This is a genomic window from Luteimonas sp. MC1825, from assembly GCF_014764385.1.
Classification (GTDB): domain Bacteria; phylum Pseudomonadota; class Gammaproteobacteria; order Xanthomonadales; family Xanthomonadaceae; genus Luteimonas.
In genome coordinates, this window is record NZ_CP061714.1 from 25,204 (window position 1) to 49,660 (window position 24,457).

The window sequence follows — 24,457 nt, forward strand, 5'->3', positions numbered from 1 at the left end:
CAAACTCCGGGGTCCGCCGCGGTGGCGTTCGGTATCGGTCTACTCAGCGTATGCGTTGGCGTAATCTGGCACATCGCTGGCGGCAAACCGGGTGCCGCCTAACAATGCGTTCAAGCCGAAGCCGCTTCGTTCCGCAAAGCACATGGCAGATGGAGCTTGCCATGTGCTTTTCTCCACTACGCGTCTCGGCTTAACTTGGGTGTTAGGCGCTTTGTCCACTAGTACGGTAACCGGGGGGGAGAGATGAAAATCGCACGATCTGGGTCCGCAGCATTCCACGGCGTCTATGAGATTCAGTTCCCCTCGCCGAAGTTCACTTGGAACGCGGGTGAGAAGCTCCTGCAAGTTCGCCAGACACGTGTGGAAGATTTTTCGAGCAACGCGAGACATGACTACGCGTTATCAATAACGGTGGCGGAGTTGGGCCAGCTCATCGCCGTCGCGGCGGATGCTGCGATGCAAGACCCAGCCCTCTTCGTGGACGATCTGTCAAAAGTGCTTGCTGGTCTGACGCGCCTCCAGGCGGTGGCAGCCGGTGTAGTGCGCGCCTAACAATGCGTTCAAGCCGACACCGCATCGGGTCGCAAACCACATGGCAGGTACAGCTTGCCATGTGCTTCACGCCCCGCCGCGGCGCGGCTTAACTTAGGCGTTAGGCCTCAAGTCGAGATCCTATGCGCGTTGATCTAGCTCTGTTCCAAGGTGATGATCTGCTAGATCGCGGTGAGATCATGGTCAGCTCTGAGCAGAGAACTGACAGCTTCAATCTGTTTCTGGCGCATCATCAACTGGCCGGTGACGTTGCCGATATCGTTCTCGACCGCTTCTCGGACTCAGTCGGCCTCAAGCCGGTAACACTTGATATGCCGGTCCACGAGTCCAAGGATTGGGAGTCAATAGAGTTGGGCAAATTCACGGTGGCCTTCTGGTGCCGGGTTGAGGCCTAACAATGCGTTCAAGCCGAACCCGCTTCGTTACGCGGCCCAGGCGGCAGGTAAAGCTTGCCACCTGGTCCGCTCCACTGCGCGGGTCGGCTTAACTTAGGTGTTAGGCCTTGTTCCCCGCAGTGTCGTAGCAGCATCTTCGGGTCGCCTGTTGCATCCCGCACATTTGTCGCAGAGGGCACCTCGCGCGCGCGGCGAGGGCAACGGCAGACATTCGTGATGCACCTCGGCTCCGGACAGGCGCCGCTTCGGCGCAAGTACGATCATCCTGAGTCGGCCTCGTTGTGGTTGGCGGTGCGGGTTCTCGGCCGCGCGAACTGTTGGACTCGGCTCCGCTCTCGCAGGCACGGCCAAGGCTCTTCAAGTTGTTGTAGTGTTCGGCTCAGGGGTTGGGCCAAGTGCCAGGCATCGGCGGCCTAACGAGTCATTCAAGCCGATGCCGCTTCGCGGCACGGCTTAATTCTGGTGTTAGGCCCCATTCGTCAGATCATCGATGGCCATTGAATCCTGCACAACATGGGAGTGCGTCAACAGCTTCGCCAGCTGGCTTGCTGCTATTGGGACAATTCTGATCACCGGCTTGGCGCTTTGGCTGTCCGTTCGTGACCGACGGATCAACCTTAAAGCAGCGCTAACACTCGGATTGCTGCCTTCTTCCAACCCCGATGTCCTTGATAGAGCTGTGTTTGTTCTCTCTTTCGCCAACGTTGGGCCTCGACCAGCGACCGTGACGAATCATTGCTGGGAGCTTCCATTCGTTAAAGGCATCGTTTTCCTTCAGCCATACCGAGATGCGCGCGTTGCGAGCCTCTGCTCCAAGCTGCCGATCGAGCTGACCGATGGGAAAGAAGGCCACGCTTTCTATCCAGACGACTTTTTCCTGTTGCTCGATGAACCAGAGAAGTTCTTTTTCCACAAGAATCGCTACATTGCTTGGCTGCGCATTAGTTTCTTCAAAGTCCGCGTTGTGACAACTGCGGGTGTCAGGCCATACGTCAAGGTCACTCGCGCTGTTAGGCGGCGACTGTGGCATCAGTACAATGGGGCCTAACAATGCGTTCAAGCCGAAGCCGCTTCGTTACGCAAAGCACATGGCAGGTACAGCTTGCCATGTACTTCGCTCCACTACGCGTCTCGGCTTAACTTAGGCGTTAGGCCTTGTTTCCCGCACTGTCGTAGCAGCATCTTCGAGTCGCCTGCTGCACCCCGCACATCTGTCGCAGAGGACACCTCGCACACGCGGTGAAGGCAACGCCAGACATTCGTGATGCACCTCGGCACCGGACAGGCGCAGCTTCGGCGCAAGTACGATCATCCTGAGTCGGCCTCGTTGTGGTTGGCGGTGCGGGGCCCTCGGCCGCGCGAGCTGTAGACCTCGGCTCCGCTCTCGCACGCACGTCCAAGCCTTGCCAAGTTGCGGTAATGTTCGGCCCAGGGGTTGGGCTCAGGTGCCAGGCATCGGCGGCCTAACGAGTCGTTCAAGCCGATGCCGCTTCGCGGCACGGCTTAACTCTGGTGTTAGGCAGCAGGGGAAACTTATGCGCAAGTTGATACTTCTCACGCTTTGTGCCGTTCCGTTCTCGGCGATTGCTGACAAAGGAGAGGTGGTTAAGGGCGACGTATGCGGCGCTGGCAATGCAATTATTGAGACAACAGATGGTTGGTATATCGCCGCTGAGCACTACTCGGGCGTTTACCTCTACGAGGGCGACATTGTTTACGGCACAATGAAGACCTACGGAATGCAAGAGCTGACCCGAGAGGACGGCGAGTCCGGAAGCTTCTACATCGAAGACTGGGAGTCCAACATTGGCGCTGCCTTCGAAGAGCTCTGTGACTAAGCTGCTGCCTAACAATGCGTTCAAGCCGACACCGCATCGTGGCGCAAATCACATGGCAGATACAGCTTGCCATGCGCTTCACGCCACGCTGCGGCGCGGCTTAACTTAGGTGTTAGGCCTTGTTTCCCGCACTGTTGTTGCCGGGTTCCAGGCAATCTGTAGCGCCTCGCTATCTGCAGCGTTTGCACCTCGCACGCGCGTTGGAGGCATCGGCAGTCAGCCCTGCAACACCTCGGCTTCGGACAGGCGCGACTCTCCGCAAGATTCGACCTGCCGGGTCGGCTTCGGGCAGTGCGCGGTGAGGGTTCGTGGCCGCGCGCAGGGTGCGTTTCGGCAGCGCCAGGCGCGGCGCTTGTTGTACTGTTCGCCTCAGGGGTTGGGCTGTCGCACGTCGGGCGCAGGTGCCAGGGAACGGCGGCCTAACGAGTCGTTCAAGCCGATGCCGCTTCGCGGCACGGCTTAACTCTGGTGTTAGGCCTTGTTCGCCGCAGTGTTGTTGCAGCATCTTCGGCTCGCCTGGTGCATCCCGCTCATCCATCACATTGGGCAATTCGCACGCGCGGTGTGGGCATCGGCGGGCACTCGTGGTGCAGCTCGGCTTCGGACGGGCGCAGCTTCGGCGCAAGTACGATCATCCCGGGTCGGCCTCGTTGTGGTTGGCGGTGTGGGCTTTCGGCCGCGCGAGTTGTAGGTCTTGGCTTCGCTCTTGCAGGCACAGCTACACATCACCAGGTTGCTGTAATGTTCGGCTCATGGGTTGGGCCGCGGCAAGTCGGGCGCAAGTGCCAGGCAGCGGCGGCCTAACGAGTCGTTCAAGCCGACGCCACATCGGGGCGCAAACCACATGGCAGATACAGCTTGCCATGTGCTTCACGCCCCGCTGCAGCGCGGCTTAACTCTGGTGTTAGGCCTCATGACCACTTTCTCAGATATCTTTGTTGAGACCCCAGCAGACCTGAGCCTTCAGGCTTTCGCTCACGTCGTGTTCCCGCTCATCAGTATTGAGCAATACGAGGAGCGCGAAAGCTCGCACTACGTTGACGACACGTACTTTCGTTCGGTTGGGTCCAACCTAGAGGTAACGGCCTGCTTCACGGATGACTCAGATCTGGCCAAGTACCGCTTTTGGCTCCCTATATGCTCCGAGGATCAGGCGCGACTTGCCCCGGAAGCCGCCGAACAATTTGCGCTCATCATTAGCGGCCATGGCTGGCGCTGCTTCATACCGACAGGCGCTTGGTATCGTAATGGCTGGAGCGGTGAGGGTCGTCTGTATGAGGCCTAACAATTCATTCAAGCCGAAGCCGCTTCGCGGCTCGGCTTAATTCAGGCGTTAGGCCGCACGCACGCATCACGGCGACTTTCAGCTCAGCGGAATCAGCACTATGTCCAAGTACCTGATCTCCTTTCCCAGCGCCGCGATGGTCGTGCCTGACGACGAGTGGGAGGCGGTAGTTCGCGACTCGCATGCCGTAATTGAAGAGGCGAAAGCCGCAGGTGTTTATGTCTTCGGTGGCGGCATCGACGAGAGCGTCTCACCCACGCTCGTCTCGGCTACAGGCGCCGTTGCCGAGGGTGGCTATCCTTGGGCGCCTGCGCTCAATGGGGGCTTCACCGTGCTAGAACTGCCCTCGCGAGACGAGGCTGTCGTGTGGGCCGCGCGCATCGCTAAAGCCTGTCGCTGTGACCAGGAATTGCGAGTCTTCGGGTATGACCCGCAGTCCTGAGAGCGGCACAGGCATAGTGCTGGTGCGGCCTAACAATTCATTCAAGCCGACACCGCTTCGCGGCGCGGCTTAATTCTGGCGTTAGGCCTTGTTCGCCGCAGTGTTGTAGCAGCATCTTCGGGTCGCCTGGTGCATCCTGCTCATCCATCACGTTGAGCAATTCGCACGCGCGGTGAGGGCATCGGCGGGCACTCGTGGTGCAGCCCGGCTTCGGACGGGCGCAGCTTCGGTGCAAGTACGATCATCCCGAGTCGGCCTCGTTGTGATGGGCGGTGTGGGCTTTCGGCCGCGCGAGTTGTAGACCTTAGCTTCGCCCTTGCAGGCACAGCTACACGTCGCCAGGTTGCTGTAATGTTCGGCTCAGGGGTTGGGGCGCGGCAGGTCGGGCGCAAGTGCCAGGCAGCGGCGGCCTAACGAGTCGTTCAAGCCGACGCCACATCGGGGCGCAAACCACATGGCAGATACAGCTTGCCATGTGCTTCACGCCCCGCTGCAGCGCGGCTTAACTCTGGTGTTGGCCGCTAAGAGCTCGCAGGTTGTTGGCGGCGGCAAGCGTGGTCTGCAAGCTCCGTCTCAATATCAAAGCGCACGATCGCAAGGTCTTGGGCGCGTGAGAGAGCTTCGGTGACACGGCTCGCACGCGCGTTGCGAGCTGCAGACGTGACCTTTGTGGGCTTCGGATTGTGCGTTGCCACCATCGGGTCCGCGCTTCGACCAGGCAGTCGCATTTGGAGAGCCCACGGTGGGACTTCTTGGCCGCGCACACGCGGTTTTCCGGCTTCGGAGGCAGCGGCGTGCAGTTCCAGGCGCGACCGTGGCGACCTCTTCGTGACGCCACGTGGCAGGCGGCAAGCGGCCCGGCTTCGGCTACAGTCGGCGTCCAACAAGTCATTCAAGCCGACGCCGCTTCGCGGCGCGGCTTAATTCAGGCGTTAGGCCTTGTTCGCCGCAGTGTTGTAGCAGCATCTTCGGGTCGCCTGGTACATGCCGCGCATCCATCACATTGGGCAGCTGGCACACGCGTTGCGGGCATCGGCAGGCACTCGTGGTGCAGCTCGGCTTCGGATAGGCGCAGCTTCGGCACAAGTACGATCATCCTGAGTCGGCTTCGTTGTGGTTGGCGGTGCGGGCTTTCGGCCGCGCGACTTGTAGGCCGCGGCTTCGCTCCGGCAGGCGCGGCCAAGCTTCGCCAAGTTGCTGTACTGTTCGGCTCAGGGGTTGGGCTACGGCAGGTCGGGCGCAAGTGCCAGGCAGCGGCGGCCTAACGAGTCGTTCAAGCCGACGCCACATCGGGGCGCAAACCACATGGCAGATACAGCTTGCCATGTGCTTCACGCCCCGCTGCAGCGCGGCTTAACTCTGGTGTTAGGCCTCACACCAACAGGAGTCGCAAGTGTCACTGATCAAGTCCGCGCCATCCCTCTGCTTTGCTCTTCTCCTGGCGGGGTGCTCACCGGCATCTAAAGCCCAGTCGCAACAGGTCCCCTCTTCCATGGACATGGCAGCGGTCAACTCTAATGCGCTCGTAGAGATCTCCGAGAGTCGAGCATTTACGTTGCTCAAAGCTGCCCTTGAAGAGCAGCTGGTCTCGGATCTTGAGTGCCTAAGCTTCGACTCAGAGAGCGACATTCCTGCGGGTTCAACGGCGGCATTTTGGGAGTTCGCCGCTCGGGAAATCCACAATGAGAAGTGCGGCGGGGACCCAGAAACGTCGCCCGTTCGCGACAGGTACAAAGTCAGCTCAAATGGGGAGGTATTGATTTACGACTTCCCAACTGGCGAGTACACGACGTTCTGATCGCAAGCAACTAAGTCAAGAGGCCTAACAATGCGTTCAAGCCGAACCCGCTTCGTTACGCGGCCCAGGCGGCAAGTAAAGCTTGCCACCTGGTCCACTTCACTGCGCGGGTCGGCTTAACTTAGGTGTTAGGCGTCACTGGGCAAGCGCCGCCGTGTGCCGCGGGTTGCTCTTCGGATAGTTCGCACCAGAGTTGGAGGGTCGCTTCGCTGGTCATCGTCTTATCGCGCAGCGGGCTCCGCACCACCAGCGTGGCCTCAAGCATTCGGCGCTGCCAGGCAGCCCCAACTTCGACAGCAGTCGCTCGACCCAGCAGCACGCAGGCCTGCCACAGGCGGCTTTGAGGCGCGATCAAGCGCCCCGGCCAGAATGGCTCAAGGTGTTGTAGTGTTCCGCTCAGGGGTTGGGCTGCGGTTCGTCCGGGTCGGGGAGTTCATCATCCGGGCCAGCTGCCGCCTAACAAGTCGTTCAAGCCGAAGCCGCTTCGTTACGCAAACCACATGGCAGATAGAGCTTGCCATGTGCTTCGCTTCACTGCGCGTCTCGGCTTAACTCTGGTGTTAGCCCTCAATGAAACATTTCAGTTACTTGCTGGCAGCAGCGTGCATCTTCGGCAGCAGCCCGCATGCCTCAGCTCAGTCGTGCCCAATCTCAGGTGAGTTGGCTCACTGGCGGGCTGGCTACTGCCTGGCACAGACGGGTACGGAAGACGCCGTTGCTGCTAGCGCTTGTTTGGAGCGAGAGCTGCAGATTCGGTTCCGTAGCCCCTGCAACGGCAAGTACCGCTACAAGGGTGCTATGTGCAGATTGGCAGTTGAGGCAGGATCTTATTCGGGGTCTGCGGAAAGCTGCGTTAAAGACCCGCTCTTCGTAGGGCCTACGGTTGGTAGTGCCGCCGCTGAGGGCTAACAATGCGTTCAAGCCGACACCGCATCGGGGCGCAAACCACATGGCAGATACAGCTTGCCATGTGCTTCACGCCCCGCTGCGGCGCGGCTTAACTTGGGTGTTAGGCGGCCGTGGAAGAACTCACCAAGTTTGAACGTGAAGCCATCGCCTCGATTGGAGCGTCGGACGCGCAAGGCGAAATCCTGCTTGTGCAACTTGCACAAGCCACATGCGTCTCCCGCGACTACACCGGAGTTGGCCTGTACACCGAGCTATTGGTCAGCCCGGATGCGCCAAAGCTCGACGAGGCGCGCTGGAAAATTGAGGACATGCCTTCTGGGCATGCTGCGCACCCAGACGTTCCAGAAGGGATCGGCCTAATTCTTTGGGTCAAGGGTGGCTATATTAGCTGCCTAGAGTCGTACACCTACGATGGTCGCTGGCCGGATGACGAGTCGCTTATCCGGCCGGCCACCTAACAAATCATTCAAGCCGATGCCGCTTCGCGGCACGGCTTAATTCTGGTGTTAGGCCGCTGGTGAGGCTTCCGTGCCGCGGCATTCGGCACTACCGGCTCGGCGCGCCGGCTTACTTGCCCCGCCGTCCACTCGTTTCGTCCCGTTCGCCGGACAAATAGCCTGGCGCTCCGAGCAAATTGAGCGGCGCTTCGGCCAAATAGCTCGGTGCTCCGGCCGAATAGCCCGGCGCTCCGACCAAATAGAGCGGCGCTCCGGCCAAATAGCCCCGCACTCCGCCCAAATAGTCCGGCGGTTGGACAAATTTTGTCCATCGCCCGCCTTCTGAGCTCGGCGCTCCGAGCTCAGAAGGTCGCGCGCCGCCGGTGAAGCGCCGACGTCTTGGCCAGGCGTGGCGCCCGGCCAGCCCCAGCAAGGTGTTGTAGTGTTCCGGCTAGGGGTTGGGCTGTGGGTGTCTGGGGGCAGGGCTTCAAGGCTCCGGCCAGCAGCGGCCTAACAATTCGTTCAAGCCGACACCGCTTCGTTACGCGAACCACATGGCAGGTACAGCTTGCCATGTGGTTCGCTCCACTACGCGGCGCGGCTTAACTCAGGCGTTAGCCGATGCGAAAGATCCTGCTCTACCTTGTGGTATTCATCCTATGCGGCTGCGGCGCGGGCGTGCTGGTTTATCCAGAGCACTCTAGAATTTCCGAGATTCGCGATGGCTCACGGTTCTACAATAACGCGATCGTTCAGATCCACGGTTTTTCTGTCTTACGCTTCGAAGCGCATTTCATCTGTGAGTCCCTTCGCGATATTGACTCAGCATCTGACGGCAACTGCCTAGTGCTTGAACCATCTCTCCAGGACGGCGTTCTTTCGGAACTTGGTCCAGCGCTGTATCACAACAAAGAAGTTGTTCTAGTCGGCGTGTTTAACAAAGATGGCGGCGGCCGCAAAGGCAGCATCTCTCCCCTAAGAGTTAAGGTCGTCGGCACTCACGACAAGGGAGATCCACCGCCGCCACCGCCCGAACCATCGGCTAACAATTCATTCAAGCCGACGCCGCTTCGCGGCGCGGCTTAATTCAGGCGTTAGGCCTGCTTGGTGAAAATGTCGCGCGACCAACGTTTCTACTGGACTGAGCCGTTCGCCTTTGCTAAGGCGCGTGCTCGCGCTGCTGCACCCGGAAACAGACTCCTTCTTGTCATCGTCTTGGCGGGGTTGTTGGCCCTTGCACTCGTCGCTGCGGACCCACCAACTAGTAGTCGAGACCTTGCGCTGGTCGCGCTGTTCGCAGTTACACCGGCGCTGCTGATCTCCTATCCGGGTATGTGGCTGTTCTCACGCATCCCCAACAGCGTTCTCGTAGCAGCGGACCGTATCGTAGTTGGTCGGGAGGTCACTCCTTTCGCGCAGGTACAATCCGCCATTGTCGGTACTACTCGCATAGGCGGGATGGAGCACCGAATCTTCACCTTTCGCACGAAAGACGGCCGGGAGCATCTGTACGGCATTGGACGCAAGGTCAAAGCTGAGCAACTTGCGACATTTCTTCACCAGGTAGGTATCCGTGAGCCGCAGGCCTAACAATGCGTTCAAGCCGAAGCCGCTTCGTTCCGCAAAGCACATGGCAGGTACAGCTTGCCATGTGCTTCGCTCCACTACGCGTCTCGGCTTAACTTAGGCGTTAGGTGCCGCACGGAGCTACCCGCAACGTGAGTGATTCCAGTGAAGAAGTTGCACCGTCCGACGAGCAGCAAGCTGTTCCCCTCAAATGGCGGCCGGCGCTCGCAGTCGCGGCAAATGCCTTCGCGGCAGGGGACTTCACTTTGCAGGGCTTGGCCGGCGTCGAGCCCACGTCTGCTTCAACTGCCTCGCAAGTGCGCGAGTATCTCGCTGACTACGGCGCTACTCTTGTCTCGCTCCCCGAAGAAACCTGGGGCTCGTCAGTCTGTATCTGGTCTGGCCATCATTGGGATGTACTTGTAGACCTTTGGACCCACGAGGAAGGCCGCAGTGATCTGGTCATGCACGCCCACGTGGCTCAATCAGACATTGTCAGCGTTCACGCGGTGTACGTGCCTTAGCGGGGCGGCACCTAACAATTCATTCAAGCCGACGCCGCTTCGCGGCGCGGCTTAATTCAGGCGTTAGGCCTCATGTCAGACCACCTGCTCGCTTACCTACCACTTGGCATCAGTTTATTGTCACTCGTCGTCGCGGCCTTTTCGCTCGGCTGGAACATCTATCGCGACATCATTCTCAAACCGCGTGTTCGTGTGACGGCAAGCCGATCGTTCGTCTTCGGCACTCGTCGTGATCCACAAGAAAAGTTCATAATCTCTGCCGTCAACTTTGGCCCTGGTAAGGTCAACCTAAACATCATCTGGTTCAAACGCAGATCCCTGCTTCTTAGGCTGCGCCGCAAGCAAACTCAAGGTGTTTGGATGCATGACTTCTACAACCCACTCTCGGCAAAGCTTCCAGCCGTTCTTGAGGTGGGAGAGAAGATCGATCTGATCTTTCCGTGGGATAAAGAGCTCATCTTCTCCCATTCACCAACTCATTTAGGTCTAAACGACTCTTTTGGTCGGCTACATTGTGCCGACCGCAAGGAGGTCCGGAAGGTCCTCAAGGTGTGGCAGAGTGAGTTCGGTCGCAGTGAGGCCTAACAATGCGTTCAAGCCGAACCCGCTTCGTTACGCGGCCCACATGGCAGAAAGAGCTTGCCATGTGTTCCGCTCCACTACGCGGGTCGGCTTAACTTAGGTGTTAGGCCTCATCCCAATGACTCACCGGCTTGTTGCCATACTCTCGTTGTTAGCGGTCTTTGCCGGATGCGCCCCGGCCGACGAGATCCCGAGTGGCGGCTCAACGGCGGTGCCGATAGACGCGGCAATCGCGGCTTTTGAGCGAATGGTTCCGCCAGCCACATACAGTCGCGCATATGCAAATTGTCTCCTGATCGACGGGCATGACCCTCCTAGTAGCGTTCTTGCGGCCTTGCTTGTTGGCGGCCGCGAGGTGGTGCCAGCATCGGAGTGCGCATACGCAATCAACGCTCCAGGAGGCGTCCACCGCGAGACTGGAAAGCGCGCCCAGTTGCATGAACTTCGCGAATTCAAGAAGTACGGCGCTGTGGCGGCTGAGCTAAACGGATCAAGCTATGTTCACGGCCTGTCTGGCTCTTCGATGCGGTTTGACCTGGAGTACCGCAATGGACAGTGGCGGGTTGCGTTCGTTAAGCCCACTGGTGTCTCATGAGGCCTAACAATGCGTTCAAGCCGAACCCGCTTCGTTACGCGGCCCAGGCGGCAGGTAAAGCTTGCCACCTGGTCCACTCCACTGCGCGGGTCGGCTTAACTTAGGTGTTAGGCGCACTACTGCACCGCAAGGAGGCGTGAAGTGAAACTGACAGACTCGGAAATTCGCCACTTCAAGAACGTACTGTGGGGCACCCGCTTCTGGGCGTGGTTCCGCTGGGTTCTGTTGGGTGTCTTGGCCTACACCGCCGTCGCACACTTCAGCGGCTGGAAGCCGCTGACCCGCCCGGACTGGCTGGTTGCCGGGGCTCTCTACATGCTTGTCGCTTGGCCAGGTCTGTGCCGCACCTACGTATTTCACACGCTTCGCCGCGTGGTTGCGGAGGATCCGGAGGCCCGGGCACAGCTCGCTGCGGCTGGCGTTAAGGAGTTCGCGCTTGGCACACCGGCGGGGCGCGCCTAACAATGCGTTCAAGCCGAAGCCGCTTCGTTACGCAAAGCACATGGCAGGTACAGCTTGCCATGCGCTTTGCTCCACTACGCGTCTCGGCTTAACTTAGGTGTTAGGCGCCATGGACATGATCTCGCAATCTGAAAATGTGATCTCGATCTTCGGTTACTGGCCGCAGTTCGCGGATGCCAAAGTTGCGCTCATCGCATATGAGCCGCCTGGGACCATTCGTCTGGATATTTCGTACATTGATGCGGAAATGCAGAAGGCTGCGGTCGTAGGCCTGCGTTTCACTGGTGTGCAAGAGCTAGCGTTGAGCGAGCTTCTTTCAGAGAACGTGCTGGATAGCCTAACCATCTCAGACGGAGCGCCTATGCGCGTGAATCTAGAGCCGTGTTATGGCCTAGGTGGTAGCTTCACTTGTACGGGCGCCGAGGTCACCGGGGTGGCGGGTGAATTCAACCACCAAGTGCGACAGTCCTGATCAAGCGCGGATTCTCTGTTCGGGCGTTTCATAGTCGTAGCGCTTCCTCGGTCTGGTATTGAGTTTGTGAGCGATTGCATCGCACTGTTTCTGGGTCAGCTTCGCCATGCTCTTGCCCTTCTGCAGGTACTGGCGGATCAGCCCGTTGGTGTTCTCGTTGGTGCCACGCTGCCACGGGTGGTGAGGGCGCGCGAAGTAGAACGTCGTTCCGGTCGCGGCCTCGATCTCCGCATAGCCATGGAACTCGGTGCCGTTATCCGAGGTGATCGTGATACACGGCAGCGGCGCTGCTTTGATCATCTCGATGACACGGCGATTCAATGCCTTGGTGGTGCGGTTGGGTAGCTTGCCGATCATCAGGTAGCCCGTGGCACGTTCGACCATGGTCACGATGCAGGACTTCTCCCAGGACGCCCCCATGACCGTGTCGATTTCCCAGTGGCCGACCTCGAGCCGCGCCTCAATTTCGACTGGCCGCTCCTCGATCATGCGCTTGCCTTGCAGCCTTCCGCGGCGCTCCAGGCCGTAGTGCCGCTTGCGCCGCTTATAGCGGCGGCGCAGCTCTAGATACAGCGTGCCGCCTGCACGCCAGTCACGCCGCACGTGGCGGTAGATCGACTGGAAGCTGATCGCAAACTCGCCCTGCCGAAGCACGCCGGCAATCTGCTCGGGGCTCCATTGCTGCATCAGCAGCGCCTCGACTCGGGCGTACTGCATCGGAGCGTGGTGCGGACCGCGGCGGCTGCGTCGGAGCCGACCGTTCCGACGCTCCTGGGCTTTGCTGTAGCAGTAGTGTCCGCCCTTGGGACAGGGCGTCAGGTTGCGCTTGATCTCGCGATAGATCGTGCTTCGGTGACGGCCCAGGATCAGGGCAATCTCGGCCACGCTGTGCCTGGTCTTGCGGAGCTTGGAGATCAGGTATCGTTCGTCTCTGGTGAGCTGGCAGTACTTCACGGTTGGGGCTCCTTTCTTGCCGGATAAGAGTCCCTTCCAGTCTGCCAGCTCACCTCTCCTTTTCGGGGCGCTGGATTTGTCGCACTTAGTCTGGCAATTTCTGGCGCCTAACAATTCATTCAAGCCGATGCCGCTTCGCGGCACGGCTTAATTCTGGTGTTAGGCATCGCATGACAGATGATCGCTGGTTCCGGAACAAGAGCTGGGATGCCGATATCGCATCTCTCTTTGAGGAAAAGCTGCGGCGCGCTCGTCGCAAAAGCCAGTATCTTCGGATTCAGGCCTCCTCCCTCACGCAAGCTAATCCGCAGGTAGCCTTAGATCTGCTTGATCGGTACTTTGCACTTGGTGAAGACTTTGACCATGCTCAAGCTCATGTTGATCGTGCGGCGGCCTACTTAACTCTTGGCCGCGTAGAAGATGCATTCATGTCTTACGAGGCAGCTCTAAATCGCGAGGCGGAGTTCCCAAATTTGCGCACCGGCGCGTACTTGGAGCTGCCATATCAAATAGCCCTACGGGGCGCAGCTCATCGCTACGATCAGGCAATGGCCCTACTTTCCAGAGCCGCTGAGAACCTCATGTTTGCCGTGGATCACTTTGTGTTTCATGCAACAAAAGCAATCATCCTCTCTGCCCAAGGGAACCTCGCCGATGCTCGCGCCGAGGCTAGACCTGCCCTTGAGGCTGCAAGCCGTGACCATTCTGGGTTCCGCTACCATCCCGGCGTGGGCCTCGTATCGGACAAGCATTCACAAGCTCTGGCTCTGCTGCGTCCGCTGTGCGATGCCTAACAATTCATTCAAGCCGACGCCGCTTCGCGGCGCGGCTTAACTCAGGTGTTAGGCCGCTGGGGAGCTACATGGCCAGTCCAACCAACAAGCTTCTGGTAGTCGGCGCCGCCCTTAGCGGGATCGCAGCGCTGATGCATTTGGCGTGTCTGGTAGTAGGCGCACCGCTCTTTCGGCTCTTGGGCGCCGGAGAGCAGATGGCACAGCTGCACTTGGCCGGCCACTGGTATCCTACCGTCGTCACCCTGGGCATTTCCGGCATTCTTGCCGCTTGGAGTGCTTACGCTCTGTCCGGCGCCGACTTGATTCTCAAGCTGCCGTTGCTGCGTACTGCCCTCTCCGCAATCACGGCCATCTACATTCTGCGGGGCGTCGCATTCGTGCCGGTCATGGCGCACTTCCCCGGAAACAGCATGACGTTCTGGGTAGTAAGCTCTTCAATCTGCCTGTTGATCGGCATCGTCCACTTTGTGGGCCTTCGGCAGTCTTGGGGCAGGCTGTCGGGCGGCGCGGCCTAACAATGCGTTCAAGCCGAAGCCGCTTCGTTACGCAAAGCACATGGCAGATACAGCTTGCCATGTGCTTTGCTCCACTACGCGTCTCGGCTTAACTTAGGTGTTAGGCGGCACTGTAATGATCACGGGATCTGAAACAGTCACATCGGTCTTCGGCTACTGGCCGGAGTTCGCTGATGCTCGAGTGCTGTCATTTGGCTTCTCGGCCGAGGGCACTGTTTCTCTCGTCCTCTTGTACATCGATGCTTCTGCCAGCAAGAGCGCCGAGGTGTCTTTGTCATTTTCCGGCGTCCGTGAGCTCGACCTGGGCGCCCTCGCCTCAGAGAACGTTCTGGACCGCCTCACTGTTACGCCCGGAGACCCAATGATGGTTACGCTAGAGTCCTGCATCGGGCTCAGCGGCAGCTTCACATGCACGGCGGCTACCGTCGCGGGAGTGTCGCCTAACAATTCGTTCAAGCCGAAACCGCTTCGCGGTTCGGCTTAACTCAGGTGTTAGGCCTCAGGGGGAAGTTTCGTGCGGCGACCGCGTTCAATCATTCTGCTAATCGTCTGGTTCCTTTGGGCCACGGGCAAAGACCTCGATGGCCTTGCTCGCTTCAGCACCACCGCGGACTATTACATCTTCGCAAGTGTCGGTGCCGCTTGGGCATACTTCACCCTGGCTGTTGTCGTGTTCCTGTTCAACGCAGCCGCGGTCTTTTACTTGTTTCGGCCGCAGCTAGTCGGCTATGGAGTTTTGCTTGGTGCCTTGGCGGCAGGCATAGCTCAGAACTTGGTCACAACCCTACTGGCGGTCCGGGACATCCAGGGTGTTCGCGAGGCCTACGAGATCGGCCGCGAGCTTCGGGGCTTGCCGGTGCGGCGAGAGGCCATGGACATGATCTTCAAGCCTTCCGCTCTTTGGCTCGCGGCTGGGCTTGCTGTTCTCGTGTACGTTGCTCTTGCGTTGCTGGTTCGTCGCAATCGTTCGTACTTCGTCGGCCCAGAGGCGTATGCAGCTGAGGCCTAACAATGCGTTCAAGCCGACACCGCATCGGGGCGCAAACCACATGACAGGTACAGCTTGCCATGTGCTTCACGCCCCGCTGCGGCGCGGCTTAACTTAGGTGTTAGCACTCATGGCGGAAGACTACGTGCTCTTTTGGGGAATACTGATCGGGTCAATGGCCGCGTGGCTCTTGCCATGCCTCGCCGCGTTCGCAGTTGCGCGGCTCTGTCATCTTCCAAATCCCATCAAATTCGCCATCGCCTCTGCTGTGCTGACCTATGGCATCGGCGTGCTTTTGATGCTCTTGCTGGCACCGTTGTCGCTTGCGGCTGATCAATTGGCGCCTGAGTGGGCGGCTAATGGCCATGTCACGCTAGGCAATTTCGTTGTTGGTGCAGCGGAGTACGCGGGTTACGCCGTCCTTCTAGTCCCGCTGGTTCTCATGTTTGTCGTGCCTTTTCGCCTCAGGCGGCTTTGGCCTGGCATTGTCGGGCTCATGAGTGCTAACAATTCATTCAAGCCGAACCCGCTTCGCGGGTCGGCTTAATTCAGGTGTTAGGTCCCGCATGGGGGTGCGTCGTGAACGTCATGTTGAAGCGAGCGTACGAACCTCCGGCCAAGAACGATGGTGAAAGGATTCTTGTAGATCGTCTCTGGCCGCGAGGACTAGCCAAGGTAAAAGCCAAGGTCGATCTCTGGCTCAAAGAGGTCGCGCCATCGACCGAGCTTCGCCAATGGTTTGGGCATGACCCGGAAAAATGGTCTGAGTTCAAGAAGCGGTATCGCGCCGAGTTGAAGATCAATCCAGCATGGTCTGAGCTTCAAGCGCTTGCCCGCCAAGGAGATCTCACTCTTGTGTACGCGGCCAAGGATCAGCTGCACAATGAGGCAGTGGTGCTCAAACAGCTCCTGGAGCGCGGCACCTAACAATTCATTCAAGCCGACGCCGCTTCGCGGCGCGGCTTAATTCTGGTGTTAGGCCTTGTTTCCCGCACTGTTGTTGCCCGGTTCCAGGCAACCTGTAGCGCCTCGCTCATCCGCAACGTTTGCACCTCGCACGCGCGATGCAGGCATCGGCAGTGAGCCCTGCAGCGCCTCGGCTTTGGCCAGGCGCGACTCTTCGCAAGATTCGACCTGCCGGGTCGGCTTCGGGCTGTGCGCGGTGAGAGTTCTTGGCCGCGCGCATGGTGCGTTTCGGCAGCACCAGGCACGGCGCTTGTTGTACTGTTCGCCTCAGGAGTTGGGCTGCAGCACGTCGGGCGCAGGTGCCAGGGGACGGCGGCCTAACGAGTCGTTCAAGCCGATGCCGCTTCGCGGCACGGCTTAACTCTGGTGTTAGGCCTCATGAAAGCTCTTTCCTCCGCACCTCTATTTATTCTCTTCGCGGCATCATGCGCGGTCGATGCAGATCCCCGCGTGTCCAGCACTGAACTTTCGCTGGGCGGAATTTCTATCGGAGACTCGGAGGCCGCTGCGGCGAGTGCACTTGGCCAAGTAGTGCGAACCGAACACCCTGACAACTACCTTACGATAAAGCTGGAGTCTGCCGGACTAACAGTCCTTATTGATCCGCAGGAAGGTGTCGGTGAGATCTCTAGCGAACGCGCTCAACACTGCACTCGCTCCGGCGTTTGTCCCGGCATGCCCTTCGATAAGATTCCGAAGGCGCTCGGTCGTCCAAGCATTACCAATCAAGGCAGTTCCCGCTTCCTGGCGCAGTACGCAACAACCACAGACTGTTGGATAGAGCTGTCAGTTAATGCCGGACGCGTGGAAGCTGTTCGGATCGCATGCCCGGTGTAAGCTGAGGCCTAACTAATCATTCAAGCCGACGCCTTCGGCGCGGCTTAACTTAGGCGTTAGGCGGCGAGGGAGCTTCCTTGAATATCGACGAAGCAAAGCGACAGATTCTTGCCGTATGGCGGGCGCGGCGCCAGAGCACGCAGCCTGCCACATGGCAGGAGAAGTTTGATTTCTATAGCTGGCTGCAGCGCGAACGATCAGAATTGCTCAGCTTCAATTGCAGCGGAGATAAATGGCAACGGATCTGTGGTTGGCTCTCGTGATAGACCGATTGGGAGGGGATATGAATCGTATATGGCTAGCAATCTTTGCGTCACTGCTTCTTCTGTCAAGTTGTGCATCTGACCCGGCCCAGAAAGGTCTAGATCACATGGCCGTAAATCAGAACCTTACGGCTTACTACATTTTTCTTGACTGCGCAAATGCTGGTAATGCTGCGTGCTGGAATAATCTTGGAGTTATGTACGAGCAAGCTCGAATTGGTGGCGTGCAGAATCTGGAAGCGGCCATTACTCACTACACCATGGCGGCTCGCTATGGATTGCCCGTTGCCCAGCAGAACTTGGCGCGACTTGGCGCATCCATGCCTTATGCGGACTTGGCGGCCATCCAAATGCAGCAGCAAGCACAGGTAAACCAAGCTGCGGGGCAGTTCGGAGCGGTACTGGGTTGTGCGCTAGCCGGTGGCAACTGCAATCCAAGCCTCCAGCAACCCGTCCAACAAGCGAGGCAACCCGCGCCCATGGCTCAATCGTGCCAGTGGGATCATCAATGTGGCACCAAAGGCTTCTGCCTGAAGCAGGCAGGAGCACAGCACGGCGTATGCGTTGCAAGGTAGCCGGGTGAATTCAACCACCAAGTGCGACAGTCCTGATCAAGCGCGGATTCTCTGTTCGGGCGTTTCATAGTCGTAGCGCTTCCTCGGTCTGGTATTGAGTTTGTGAGCGATTGCATCGCACTGTTTCTGGGTCAGCTTCGCCATGCTCTTGCCCTTCTGCAGGTACTGGCGGATCAGCCCGTTGGTGTTCTCGTTGGTGCCACGCTGCCACGGGTGGTGAGGGCGCGCGAAGTAGAACGTCGTTCCGGTCGCGGCCTCGATCTCCGCATAGCCATGGAACTCGGTGCCGTTATCCGAGGTGATCGTGATACACGGCAGCGGCGCTGCTTTGATCATCTCGATGACACGGCGATTCAATGCCTTGGTGGTGCGGTTGGGTAGCTTGCCGATCATCAGGTAGCCCGTGGCACGTTCGACCATGGTCACGATGCAGGACTTCTCCCAGGACGCCCCCATGACCGTGTCGATTTCCCAGTGGCCGACCTCGAGCCGCGCCTCAATTTCGACTGGCCGCTCCTCGATCATGCGCTTGCCTTGCAGCCTTCCGCGGCGCTCCAGGCCGTAGTGCCGCTTGCGCCGCTTATAGCGGCGGCGCAGCTCTAGATACAGCGTGCCGCCTGCACGCCAGTCACGCCGCACGTGGCGGTAGATCGACTGGAAGCTGATCGCAAACTCGCCCTGCCGAAGCACGCCGGCAATCTGCTCGGGGCTCCATTGCTGCATCAGCAGCGCCTCGACTCGGGCGTACTGCATCGGAGCGTGGTGCGGACCGCGGCGGCTGCGTCGGAGCCGACCGTTCCGACGCTCCTGGGCTTTGCTGTAGCAGTAGTGTCCGCCCTTGGGACAGGGCGTCAGGTTGCGCTTGATCTCGCGATAGATCGTGCTTCGGTGACGGCCCAGGATCAGGGCAATCTCGGCCACGCTGTGCCTGGTCTTGCGGAGCTTGGAGATCAGGTATCGTTCGTCTCTGGTGAGCTGGCAGTACTTCACGGTTGGGGCTCCTTTCTTGCCGGATAAGAGTCCCTTCCAGTCTGCCAGCTCACCTCTCCTTTTCGGGGCGCTGGATTTGTCGCACTTAGTCTGGCAATTTCTGCCGCCTAACAATTCGTTCAAGCCGATGCCGCTTCGCGGCACGGCTTAACTCTGGCGTTAGGCGCTTATGGCAGATCCTCAGCACTTCAAGCAGGAGTTTCAGCGGTCTCGCCGCAAGGGGCTCTGGTTTGGGGCTGCGGTTCCTGGCTTGCTTCTTATTGGCGCGCTGCTGTGTGCGCTCAACTCTCAGCCATGGTTCTTCCCATTTGGTCTTGTGGTTGGAGCTGCGGCCTTTGTGTTCTTCGGTGCCAGAGCCTATCGCTGCCCAAGCTGCGGAGCATTTCCGGAGCCTGATGTCCCGCTCTTCAATCCGGAGTCATGCTGTGTCTGCAAAACCGCACTTCGCTAGTCTCGGTTGCGCGCCTAACAATGCGTTCAAGCCGAAACCGCTTCGTTCCGCAAAGCACATGGCAGATACAGCTTGCCATGTGCTTCGCTCCACTACGCGTTTCGGCTTAACTTAGGCGTTAGGTGCCACTTGAGAATTCTGAGCCTCTGGAACTGGCGAGTCGCTCTCACGTTTGCGGTGGTAGGGCCACCCATCGGCGGGCTCGTGCTCGTGCTTCTGCTCGCTGACGCCACATCCGATCCAGGCGGGGTGCTTGAAGCATCTGGCTCGCTCGCGTTGATCTTGGGCGCGTCCTATGTCGCTGGTTTCCTCCCAGCCGCAGCTGCGGGCGCGCTGGCGTCGGCGCTATGGGCCTTTCCTCGCGTGCGTCAAAGATGGTGGATCCGCATGGTCACTGGCGCTGCACTCGGCTACGGTGTGATGCTGCTTTTCCAGTATGAGCAGCTCGGCACTTTCGGAGCATTCGGAGACCCTTTCGCCATTGCCTCCCTGGGTGCTGCGGGTGGCGCGGCTTCCGGCATCATCGCCGGTCGCTGGGTGGCACCTAACAATTCATTCAAGCCGACACCGCTTCGCGGCGCGGCTTAATTCAGGCGTTAGGCGGCCATCGAATTTCATGGGAGAACGCAATGTTCGGAATCTTTAGCAGAACGAAAGCCAAGCCACCAAGTGGCTCGGAAATGTCAGAAAACGGATTGCGGCTGGTGGCTGATGCAATAGCGAAAAATGCCATCCAGTTAGAGCAAGGGCGCATCTACCCAGATATTTACGTGCATGCTGATGAACCTGATGGTGGACTGAGGATCACCTACCTAATGTTTAGTTCTTCTGTTCAAAACCAATTGATAGCCAGATCTGCGTTCTGCCTGTCCCGCGCACAGCAGGGTATTCCAATCTGGCAAATTGATTGCGCAGTCCTAGCTCAGTACAGAGGTGAGGGATTTGGTACCGCAATAGCGACCAAATCGCTAGCCGAATTTGTTGGAGGCATGTCCAAGCATTCGGAGAATGGCTTTGTTGTAGAAGCTGTTGTGGATGACGAAAAAAATGAAGCGGCTCTCCAAATCGCGAGAAACCTAATCGGCGGCGAAGAAGTTCTGTTCGACAAGTCGAAAGGCGTCAATGTTCATAGCTTTATTCGAAAGTTTGCCGCCTAACAATTCATTCAACCCGATGCCGCTTCGCGGCACGGGTTAATTCAGGCGTTAGGCTTGCAAGAACATGGCGTATCGTGATGTCGTTACAACAAGAGGAGACATATCGTGGTCAAAGTAGCGTTGTTCGTTCGCCTTGAAGCGAAACCCGGAAAAGAGAAAGAGGTGGAGAGCTTCCTTATGGGCGGTCTTCCCATTGTCAATGAGGAGCCTGCCACCACTGCTTGGTTTGGCATTCGCCTTGGGCCAAGTACTTTCGGAATCTTTGATGCCTTTCCGAATGAAGCGGGTCGGCAAGCCCATCTCTCCGGCAAGGTCGCAGCAGCGTTAATGGCAAAGGCCGGTGAGTTGTTCTCCGAGCCGCCGTCCATCGAGAAAGTTGACGTACTTGCGGCAAAGCTACCCGGCTAAGCAAGCCTAACAATTCGTTCAAGCCGAACTTGCTTCGTTACGGCAAAAGCGTGGCAGAAAAAGCTTGCCACGCTTTTGCCTCCACTACGCAAGTCGGCTTAACTCAGGCGTTAGGCGGCGGTCAAGTCTTCAGGGGGAGTGGTGAGCAAAGAACTTGCGGCGCTGACAATTTGGCTTTTTGTAGGTTACTTCGGCACCGGGGTCCGAAAGGCCATGAATGACCTGTCGCAGCCACTGCACAATCAGCCTGGCTACATGCACCGCAGTCGACTTCTTGGCGCTCTGTTCGCTGTCTTTTGCTGGCCCGTCGTCTGGCTGGCGATCTGGTCGACCAGTCGTCGCCTCGGCATGAAGCGCACTCCAGGCATGAAGAGTCAGCTTCCTGTTCTGTCGTCGTTCGTGGCGGCAGCAGTCATTGCTATAGCCTTGTACTTCTTGCGTTAGGTATGGGCCGCCGCCTAACAATGCGTTCAAGCCGACACCGCTTCGTTACGCCAAGCGCATGGCAGGTACAGCTTGCCATGCGCTTGGCTCCACTACGCGGCGCGGCTTAACTTAGGCGTTAGGCCGCATGGATAGTCCGCCGAGCATTGAAGAATCATTGCCCAAGGCACCGCGTTGGTTGCAGGTTTGCTTCGGCATCTTGCTTGTACCGCTCTCACTTCTTTGCTTGGCTGGCTCGGTAGCAATGCTGGCATCACCCGCACCAAAGGCACCATTGCTTGCCGCTGGTATCGGTGTGATTTTTATTCTGATCTGTGTGTGGTTGCTTGCGCTTGCTATCCGCCTTATTGCCAACCGCCCTAACCGCGGTGGCCTGCTCGGACCGTTTGCCTTACGCGCGTCAGCCGTGTTCTTTCTCATGATGCCACTGGCGGGCCTATTCACGGGCTACTATCGGCAGCACGGCCTTATCGCCGTAGGTCAGGCTGCAATCTATGTGTTTGTCGCGCTTACACTGTGGTCACTCGCCAAGCGTCGGGCGGTTGCGGGGTGAATTCAACCACCAAGTGCGACAGTCCTGATCAAGCGCGGATTCTCTGTTCGGGCGTTTCATAGTCGTAGCGCTTCCTCGGTCTGGTATTGAGTTTGTGAGCGATTGCATCGCACTGTTTCTGGGTCAGCTTCGCCATGCTCTTGCCCTTCTGCAGGTACTGGCGGATCAGCCCGTTGGTGTTCTCGTTGGTGCCACGCTGCCACGGGTGGTGAGGGCGCGCGAAGTAGAACGTCGTTCCGGTCGCGGCCTCGATCTCCGCATAGCCATGGAACTCGGTGCCGTTATCCGAGGTGATCGTGATACACGGCAGCGGCGCTGCTTTGATCATCTCGATGACACGGCGATTCAATGCCTTGGTGGTGCGGTTGGGTAGCTTGCCGATCATCAGGTAGCCCGTGGCACGTTCGACCATGGTCACGATGCAGGACTTCTCCCAGGACGCCCCCATGACCGTGTCGATTTCCCAGTGGCCGACCTCGAGCCGCGCCTCAATTTCGACTGGCCGCTCCTCGATCATGCGCTTGCCTTGCAGCCTTCCGCGGCGCTCCAGGCCGTAGTGCCGCTTGCGCCGCTTATAGCGGCGGCGCAGCTCTAGATACAGCGTGCCGCCTGCACGCCAGTCACGCCGCACGTGGCGGTAGATCGACTGGAAGCTGATCGCAAACTCGCCCTGCCGAAGCACGCCGGCAATCTGCTCGGGGCTCCATTGCTGCATCAGCAGCGCCTCGACTCGGGCGTACTGCATCGGAGCGTGGTGCGGACCGCGGCGGCTGCGTCGGAGCCGACCGTTCCGACGCTCCTGGGCTTTGCTGTAGCAGTAGTGTCCGCCCTTGGGACAGGGCGTCAGGTTGCGCTTGATCTCGCGATAGATCGTGCTTCGGTGACGGCCCAGGATCAGGGCAATCTCGGCCACGCTGTGCCTGGTCTTGCGGAGCTTGGAGATCAGGTATCGTTCGTCTCTGGTGAGCTGGCAGTACTTCACGGTTGGGGCTCCTTTCTTGCCGGATAAGAGTCCCTTCCAGTCTGCCAGCTCACCTCTCCTTTTCGGGGCGCTGGATTTGTCGCACTTAGTCTGGCAATTTCTGCGGCCTAACAATTCATTCAAGCCGATGCCGCTTCGCGGCACGGCTTAATTCAGTCGTTAGGCCTTGTTTCCCGCACTGTTGTTGCCGGGTTCCCGGCAATCTGCAGCGCCTCGCTTATCCGCAGCGTTCGCACCTCGCACACGCGGTGCAGATATTGGCATTCGCCCCTGCAGCAGCTCGGCTTCGGACAGGCTCGACTCTCCGCAAGATTCGACCGGCCGAGTCGGCTTCGGACAGGGCGCTGTGAGAGTTCTTGGCCGCGCGAGCCAAGTGTTCTGGCTTCGGCCCCGGCAAATGCAAGCCTCGGGCCGCTGGGCCAGACTTGTTGTACTGTTCGGCTCAGGGGTTGGGCTGTCGCAAGGTCGGGCGTAAGCTCGGGTGCGGCGGCCTAACAATGCGCTCAAGCCGACACCACATCGGGGCGCAAACCATGTGGCAGATAAAGCTTGCCACATGCTTCACGCCCCGCTGCGGCGCGGCTTAGCTTAGGCGTTAGGCCCTTGAGGAGAGTTCTATGCGACTTCCCGTCCTTTTAACTGCACTTGTGGGTTTGAGCGCCTGTGCCAGTCAGCCCAAGAACCAAGGGCCGATGGACTCGGATTCGTTCCCTAAGTGCGAGCGGATCAACTGCACGGAGCCAGTGGCAGAGTTGCGTGCGCCTGAGGGCGCAGTGCTGTCATTCGAGATCTGCAACGGGGCAAGCCGCAGCTACTCTTATCGCCGATCTGGTGAGGCTTGGGTGCTCACGTCGTACGCCATGGCCGCAACCACCTGTCCTTCTGCGCAGCCGTGAGGGCCGTACGGCACAAAGGCCTAACAATGCGTTCAAGCCGAACCCGCTTCGTTACGCGGCCCAGGCGGCAGGTACAGCTTGCCACCTGGCCCACTCCACTGCGCGGGTCGGCTTAACTTAGGTGTTAGGTGGCAGGGACAGTTCTAGGGGGCTTGAACAATGACTATCAGCAATACGCTCATCATCTTGGCCACCCTGTTGGGTCCTATCCTTGCGGTGCAAGCGCAAAAGTGGCTCGAGGTGCTGCGAGAGCGGAGGCAACGAAAGGCATGGGTGTTCCACACCCTCATGGCAACACGCGCAGCTCGTCTTTCTCCGGAGCACGTGCAGGCACTGAATATGATTGATCTCGCCTTCTATGGCACCCGCTTCCTCGGGAATAGCCGCCGAACAAAACGCGAACAGGCGGTTCTCGATTCTTGGCGAGAGTACTTGGATCACCTCACAACCGAGTTTGATGAGAACGGCCTTCAGAACTGGTCGTCGCGCGGTCAAGAGCTTTTCGTAAACCTTCTGCACACCATCGCACTTGACGTCGATTTTGCGTTCGATCGGGTCCAACTCAAAAAAGGCGTCTACTCTCCCGTTGCCCACAGCAGGCTTGAGGAAGAGCAGGAGAGGGTTCGGCAACTCGCCATGTCTGTTCTCTCTGGAGAGAGCGCGCTGAAAATGGACGTAACTAGTCTGGCGGTTAACCAGGAAGCCTTGGCAGAGCAGCTGGAGCTTCAGCAGGCCATCCGCGCAGCGCTGGCGGGCGAAACATCGCTGTCCGTCAACGTTGCAGCGCCCACAGCTGCCACCTAACAATTCGTTCAAGCCGAACTTGC

General features: G+C 58.9%; 29 protein-coding genes. 25 read left to right on the top strand and 4 right to left on the bottom strand.

The features are described 5' to 3' along the window. Window positions 1–243: 243 nt before the first annotated feature. Together IDM46_RS00120 and IDM46_RS00125 are read left to right on the top strand one after the other, a co-directional pair. Window positions 244–552, top strand: a complete 309-nt coding sequence (locus IDM46_RS00120; protein ID WP_185116134.1) for a hypothetical protein — start codon at window positions 244–246, stop codon at window positions 550–552. Between the two features lie 179 nt (window positions 553–731). Beyond that, a complete protein-coding gene (locus tag IDM46_RS00125) occupies window positions 732–947 on the top strand; it encodes a hypothetical protein (protein ID WP_223877983.1) in 216 nt (71 codons plus the stop codon). A 628-nt stretch (window positions 948–1,575) separates the two neighbouring features. Here the strand turns inward: IDM46_RS00125 and IDM46_RS00130 are convergent. Beyond that, window positions 1,576–1,977, bottom strand: a complete 402-nt coding sequence (locus IDM46_RS00130; protein ID WP_191073338.1) for a hypothetical protein — start codon at window positions 1,975–1,977, stop codon at window positions 1,576–1,578. 505 nt (window positions 1,978–2,482) lie between these two features. On the opposite strand from IDM46_RS00130, the gene IDM46_RS00135 reads away from it, so the two are divergent. The 11 genes from IDM46_RS00135 to IDM46_RS00185 all read left to right on the top strand — a co-directional run bounded on the left by IDM46_RS00135 (window position 2,483) and on the right by IDM46_RS00185 (window position 11,857). Further along, window positions 2,483–2,785 carry a hypothetical protein gene (locus IDM46_RS00135; protein WP_185116131.1) on the top strand — a complete coding sequence of 101 codons (303 nt, stop codon included), beginning with the start codon at window positions 2,483–2,485 and terminating at the stop codon, window positions 2,783–2,785. Between the two features lie 913 nt (window positions 2,786–3,698). Next, window positions 3,699–4,070: a hypothetical protein gene (locus IDM46_RS00140; RefSeq protein ID WP_185116130.1), complete on the top strand. Its 372-nt coding sequence runs from the start codon at window positions 3,699–3,701 to the stop codon at window positions 4,068–4,070. Window positions 4,071–4,170: 100 nt separating this feature from the next. Further along, window positions 4,171–4,512, top strand: coding sequence for a transcription initiation protein (locus IDM46_RS00145; protein WP_185116129.1), 342 nt, complete (start codon window positions 4,171–4,173; stop codon window positions 4,510–4,512). A 1,393-nt stretch (window positions 4,513–5,905) separates the two neighbouring features. After that, complete coding sequence (locus tag IDM46_RS00150) at window positions 5,906–6,310, top strand: hypothetical protein (protein WP_185116128.1); 405 nt, start codon at window positions 5,906–5,908, stop codon at window positions 6,308–6,310. Window positions 6,311–7,329: 1,019 nt separating this feature from the next. Next, the gene (locus IDM46_RS00155) at window positions 7,330–7,677 is read left to right on the top strand and encodes a hypothetical protein (RefSeq protein ID WP_185116127.1); all 348 of its coding nucleotides are present in this window, start codon (window positions 7,330–7,332) and stop codon (window positions 7,675–7,677) included. 600 nt (window positions 7,678–8,277) lie between these two features. Continuing rightward, window positions 8,278–8,742 (top strand): hypothetical protein, encoded by a 465-nt coding sequence (locus IDM46_RS00160; protein WP_185116126.1) that lies wholly within the window; start codon window positions 8,278–8,280, stop codon window positions 8,740–8,742. A 21-nt stretch (window positions 8,743–8,763) separates the two neighbouring features. Next, window positions 8,764–9,246 carry a hypothetical protein gene (locus IDM46_RS00165; protein ID WP_185116125.1) on the top strand — a complete coding sequence of 161 codons (483 nt, stop codon included), beginning with the start codon at window positions 8,764–8,766 and terminating at the stop codon, window positions 9,244–9,246. A 128-nt stretch (window positions 9,247–9,374) separates the two neighbouring features. Further along, on the top strand, window positions 9,375–9,746 hold the full coding sequence (locus IDM46_RS00170; RefSeq protein ID WP_185116124.1) for a hypothetical protein: 372 nt from the start codon (window positions 9,375–9,377) through the stop codon (window positions 9,744–9,746). A 72-nt stretch (window positions 9,747–9,818) separates the two neighbouring features. Next, window positions 9,819–10,331, top strand: a complete 513-nt coding sequence (locus IDM46_RS00175; protein WP_185116123.1) for a hypothetical protein — start codon at window positions 9,819–9,821, stop codon at window positions 10,329–10,331. 733 nt (window positions 10,332–11,064) lie between these two features. Next, entirely contained in the window at window positions 11,065–11,385 is a 321-nt protein-coding gene (locus IDM46_RS00180) for a hypothetical protein (protein ID WP_182825446.1), read from the top strand. A gap of 109 nt (window positions 11,386–11,494) precedes the next feature. Next, a complete protein-coding gene (locus tag IDM46_RS00185) occupies window positions 11,495–11,857 on the top strand; it encodes an Imm50 family immunity protein (RefSeq protein ID WP_185116122.1) in 363 nt (120 codons plus the stop codon). On the opposite strand, the gene IDM46_RS00190 is transcribed toward IDM46_RS00185, so the two are convergent. Further along, complete coding sequence (locus IDM46_RS00190) at window positions 11,858–12,811, bottom strand: IS30 family transposase (protein WP_185116154.1); 954 nt, start codon at window positions 12,809–12,811, stop codon at window positions 11,858–11,860. Window positions 12,812–12,981: 170 nt separating this feature from the next. Between IDM46_RS00190 and IDM46_RS00195 the strand changes: the two genes are divergently transcribed. The 7 genes from IDM46_RS00195 to IDM46_RS00230 all read left to right on the top strand — a co-directional run bounded on the left by IDM46_RS00195 (window position 12,982) and on the right by IDM46_RS00230 (window position 17,749). Next, the gene (locus IDM46_RS00195; RefSeq protein ID WP_185116141.1) at window positions 12,982–13,605 is read left to right on the top strand and encodes a hypothetical protein; all 624 of its coding nucleotides are present in this window, start codon (window positions 12,982–12,984) and stop codon (window positions 13,603–13,605) included. Between the two features lie 68 nt (window positions 13,606–13,673). Then, the gene (locus IDM46_RS00200) at window positions 13,674–14,120 is read left to right on the top strand and encodes a hypothetical protein (RefSeq protein WP_185116142.1); all 447 of its coding nucleotides are present in this window, start codon (window positions 13,674–13,676) and stop codon (window positions 14,118–14,120) included. Window positions 14,121–14,634: 514 nt separating this feature from the next. Continuing rightward, a complete protein-coding gene (locus IDM46_RS00210; protein WP_185116144.1) occupies window positions 14,635–15,129 on the top strand; it encodes a hypothetical protein in 495 nt (164 codons plus the stop codon). Between the two features lie 109 nt (window positions 15,130–15,238). Further along, window positions 15,239–15,655, top strand: coding sequence for a hypothetical protein (locus IDM46_RS00215; protein WP_185116145.1), 417 nt, complete (start codon window positions 15,239–15,241; stop codon window positions 15,653–15,655). Window positions 15,656–15,696: 41 nt separating this feature from the next. Further along, entirely contained in the window at window positions 15,697–16,035 is a 339-nt protein-coding gene (locus IDM46_RS00220; RefSeq protein WP_185116148.1) for a DUF488 domain-containing protein, read from the top strand. A gap of 953 nt (window positions 16,036–16,988) precedes the next feature. Then, window positions 16,989–17,174 carry a hypothetical protein gene (locus IDM46_RS00225; RefSeq protein WP_185116146.1) on the top strand — a complete coding sequence of 62 codons (186 nt, stop codon included), beginning with the start codon at window positions 16,989–16,991 and terminating at the stop codon, window positions 17,172–17,174. Window positions 17,175–17,281: 107 nt separating this feature from the next. Then, window positions 17,282–17,749, top strand: coding sequence for a hypothetical protein (locus IDM46_RS00230; protein ID WP_185116147.1), 468 nt, complete (start codon window positions 17,282–17,284; stop codon window positions 17,747–17,749). A gap of 36 nt (window positions 17,750–17,785) precedes the next feature. On the opposite strand, the gene IDM46_RS00235 is transcribed toward IDM46_RS00230, so the two are convergent. Then, on the bottom strand, window positions 17,786–18,739 hold the full coding sequence (locus IDM46_RS00235; RefSeq protein ID WP_185116154.1) for an IS30 family transposase: 954 nt from the start codon (window positions 18,737–18,739) through the stop codon (window positions 17,786–17,788). A gap of 1,080 nt (window positions 18,740–19,819) precedes the next feature. Here IDM46_RS00235 and IDM46_RS00240 point away from each other — a divergent pair. From IDM46_RS00240 to IDM46_RS00255, 4 genes are all read left to right on the top strand, one after another. Beyond that, a complete protein-coding gene (locus tag IDM46_RS00240; RefSeq protein ID WP_185116149.1) occupies window positions 19,820–20,347 on the top strand; it encodes a hypothetical protein in 528 nt (175 codons plus the stop codon). 105 nt (window positions 20,348–20,452) lie between these two features. Beyond that, window positions 20,453–20,755: an antibiotic biosynthesis monooxygenase gene (locus IDM46_RS00245; RefSeq protein ID WP_008217156.1), complete on the top strand. Its 303-nt coding sequence runs from the start codon at window positions 20,453–20,455 to the stop codon at window positions 20,753–20,755. Between the two features lie 141 nt (window positions 20,756–20,896). Then, window positions 20,897–21,199, top strand: coding sequence for a hypothetical protein (locus IDM46_RS00250; protein WP_185116150.1), 303 nt, complete (start codon window positions 20,897–20,899; stop codon window positions 21,197–21,199). Between the two features lie 127 nt (window positions 21,200–21,326). Further along, the gene (locus tag IDM46_RS00255; protein WP_185116151.1) at window positions 21,327–21,752 is read left to right on the top strand and encodes a hypothetical protein; all 426 of its coding nucleotides are present in this window, start codon (window positions 21,327–21,329) and stop codon (window positions 21,750–21,752) included. Between the two features lie 28 nt (window positions 21,753–21,780). Here the strand turns inward: IDM46_RS00255 and IDM46_RS00260 are convergent, their stop codons facing one another. Continuing rightward, window positions 21,781–22,734: an IS30 family transposase gene (locus IDM46_RS00260; protein WP_185116154.1), complete on the bottom strand. Its 954-nt coding sequence runs from the start codon at window positions 22,732–22,734 to the stop codon at window positions 21,781–21,783. Between the two features lie 1,055 nt (window positions 22,735–23,789). On the opposite strand from IDM46_RS00260, the gene IDM46_RS00265 reads away from it, so the two are divergent. Further along, entirely contained in the window at window positions 23,790–24,434 is a 645-nt protein-coding gene (locus IDM46_RS00265) for a DUF6680 family protein (RefSeq protein ID WP_185116136.1), read from the top strand. Window positions 24,435–24,457 lie beyond the last annotated feature (23 nt).

Coding starts and splice junctions, on each gene's coding strand:
- IDM46_RS00160 (WP_185116126.1), top strand. CDS start 8,278: ATGCGAAAGATCCTGCTCTACCTTGTGGTATTCATCCTATGCGGCTGC.
- IDM46_RS00230 (WP_185116147.1), top strand. CDS start 17,282: ATGGCCGTAAATCAGAACCTTACGGCTTACTACATTTTTCTTGACTGC.
- IDM46_RS00135 (WP_185116131.1), top strand. CDS start 2,483: ATGCGCAAGTTGATACTTCTCACGCTTTGTGCCGTTCCGTTCTCGGCG.
- IDM46_RS00215 (WP_185116145.1), top strand. CDS start 15,239: ATGGCGGAAGACTACGTGCTCTTTTGGGGAATACTGATCGGGTCAATG.
- IDM46_RS00145 (WP_185116129.1), top strand. CDS start 4,171: ATGTCCAAGTACCTGATCTCCTTTCCCAGCGCCGCGATGGTCGTGCCT.
- IDM46_RS00220 (WP_185116148.1), top strand. CDS start 15,697: ATGTTGAAGCGAGCGTACGAACCTCCGGCCAAGAACGATGGTGAAAGG.
- IDM46_RS00175 (WP_185116123.1), top strand. CDS start 9,819: ATGTCAGACCACCTGCTCGCTTACCTACCACTTGGCATCAGTTTATTG.
- IDM46_RS00120 (WP_185116134.1), top strand. CDS start 244: ATGAAAATCGCACGATCTGGGTCCGCAGCATTCCACGGCGTCTATGAG.
- IDM46_RS00185 (WP_185116122.1), top strand. CDS start 11,495: ATGGACATGATCTCGCAATCTGAAAATGTGATCTCGATCTTCGGTTAC.
- IDM46_RS00265 (WP_185116136.1), top strand. CDS start 23,790: ATGACTATCAGCAATACGCTCATCATCTTGGCCACCCTGTTGGGTCCT.
- IDM46_RS00195 (WP_185116141.1), top strand. CDS start 12,982: ATGACAGATGATCGCTGGTTCCGGAACAAGAGCTGGGATGCCGATATC.
- IDM46_RS00255 (WP_185116151.1), top strand. CDS start 21,327: ATGGATAGTCCGCCGAGCATTGAAGAATCATTGCCCAAGGCACCGCGT.
- IDM46_RS00130 (WP_191073338.1), bottom strand. CDS start 1,977: ATGCCACAGTCGCCGCCTAACAGCGCGAGTGACCTTGACGTATGGCCT.
- IDM46_RS00125 (WP_223877983.1), top strand. CDS start 732: ATGGTCAGCTCTGAGCAGAGAACTGACAGCTTCAATCTGTTTCTGGCG.
- IDM46_RS00140 (WP_185116130.1), top strand. CDS start 3,699: ATGACCACTTTCTCAGATATCTTTGTTGAGACCCCAGCAGACCTGAGC.
- IDM46_RS00240 (WP_185116149.1), top strand. CDS start 19,820: ATGTTCGGAATCTTTAGCAGAACGAAAGCCAAGCCACCAAGTGGCTCG.
- IDM46_RS00200 (WP_185116142.1), top strand. CDS start 13,674: ATGGCCAGTCCAACCAACAAGCTTCTGGTAGTCGGCGCCGCCCTTAGC.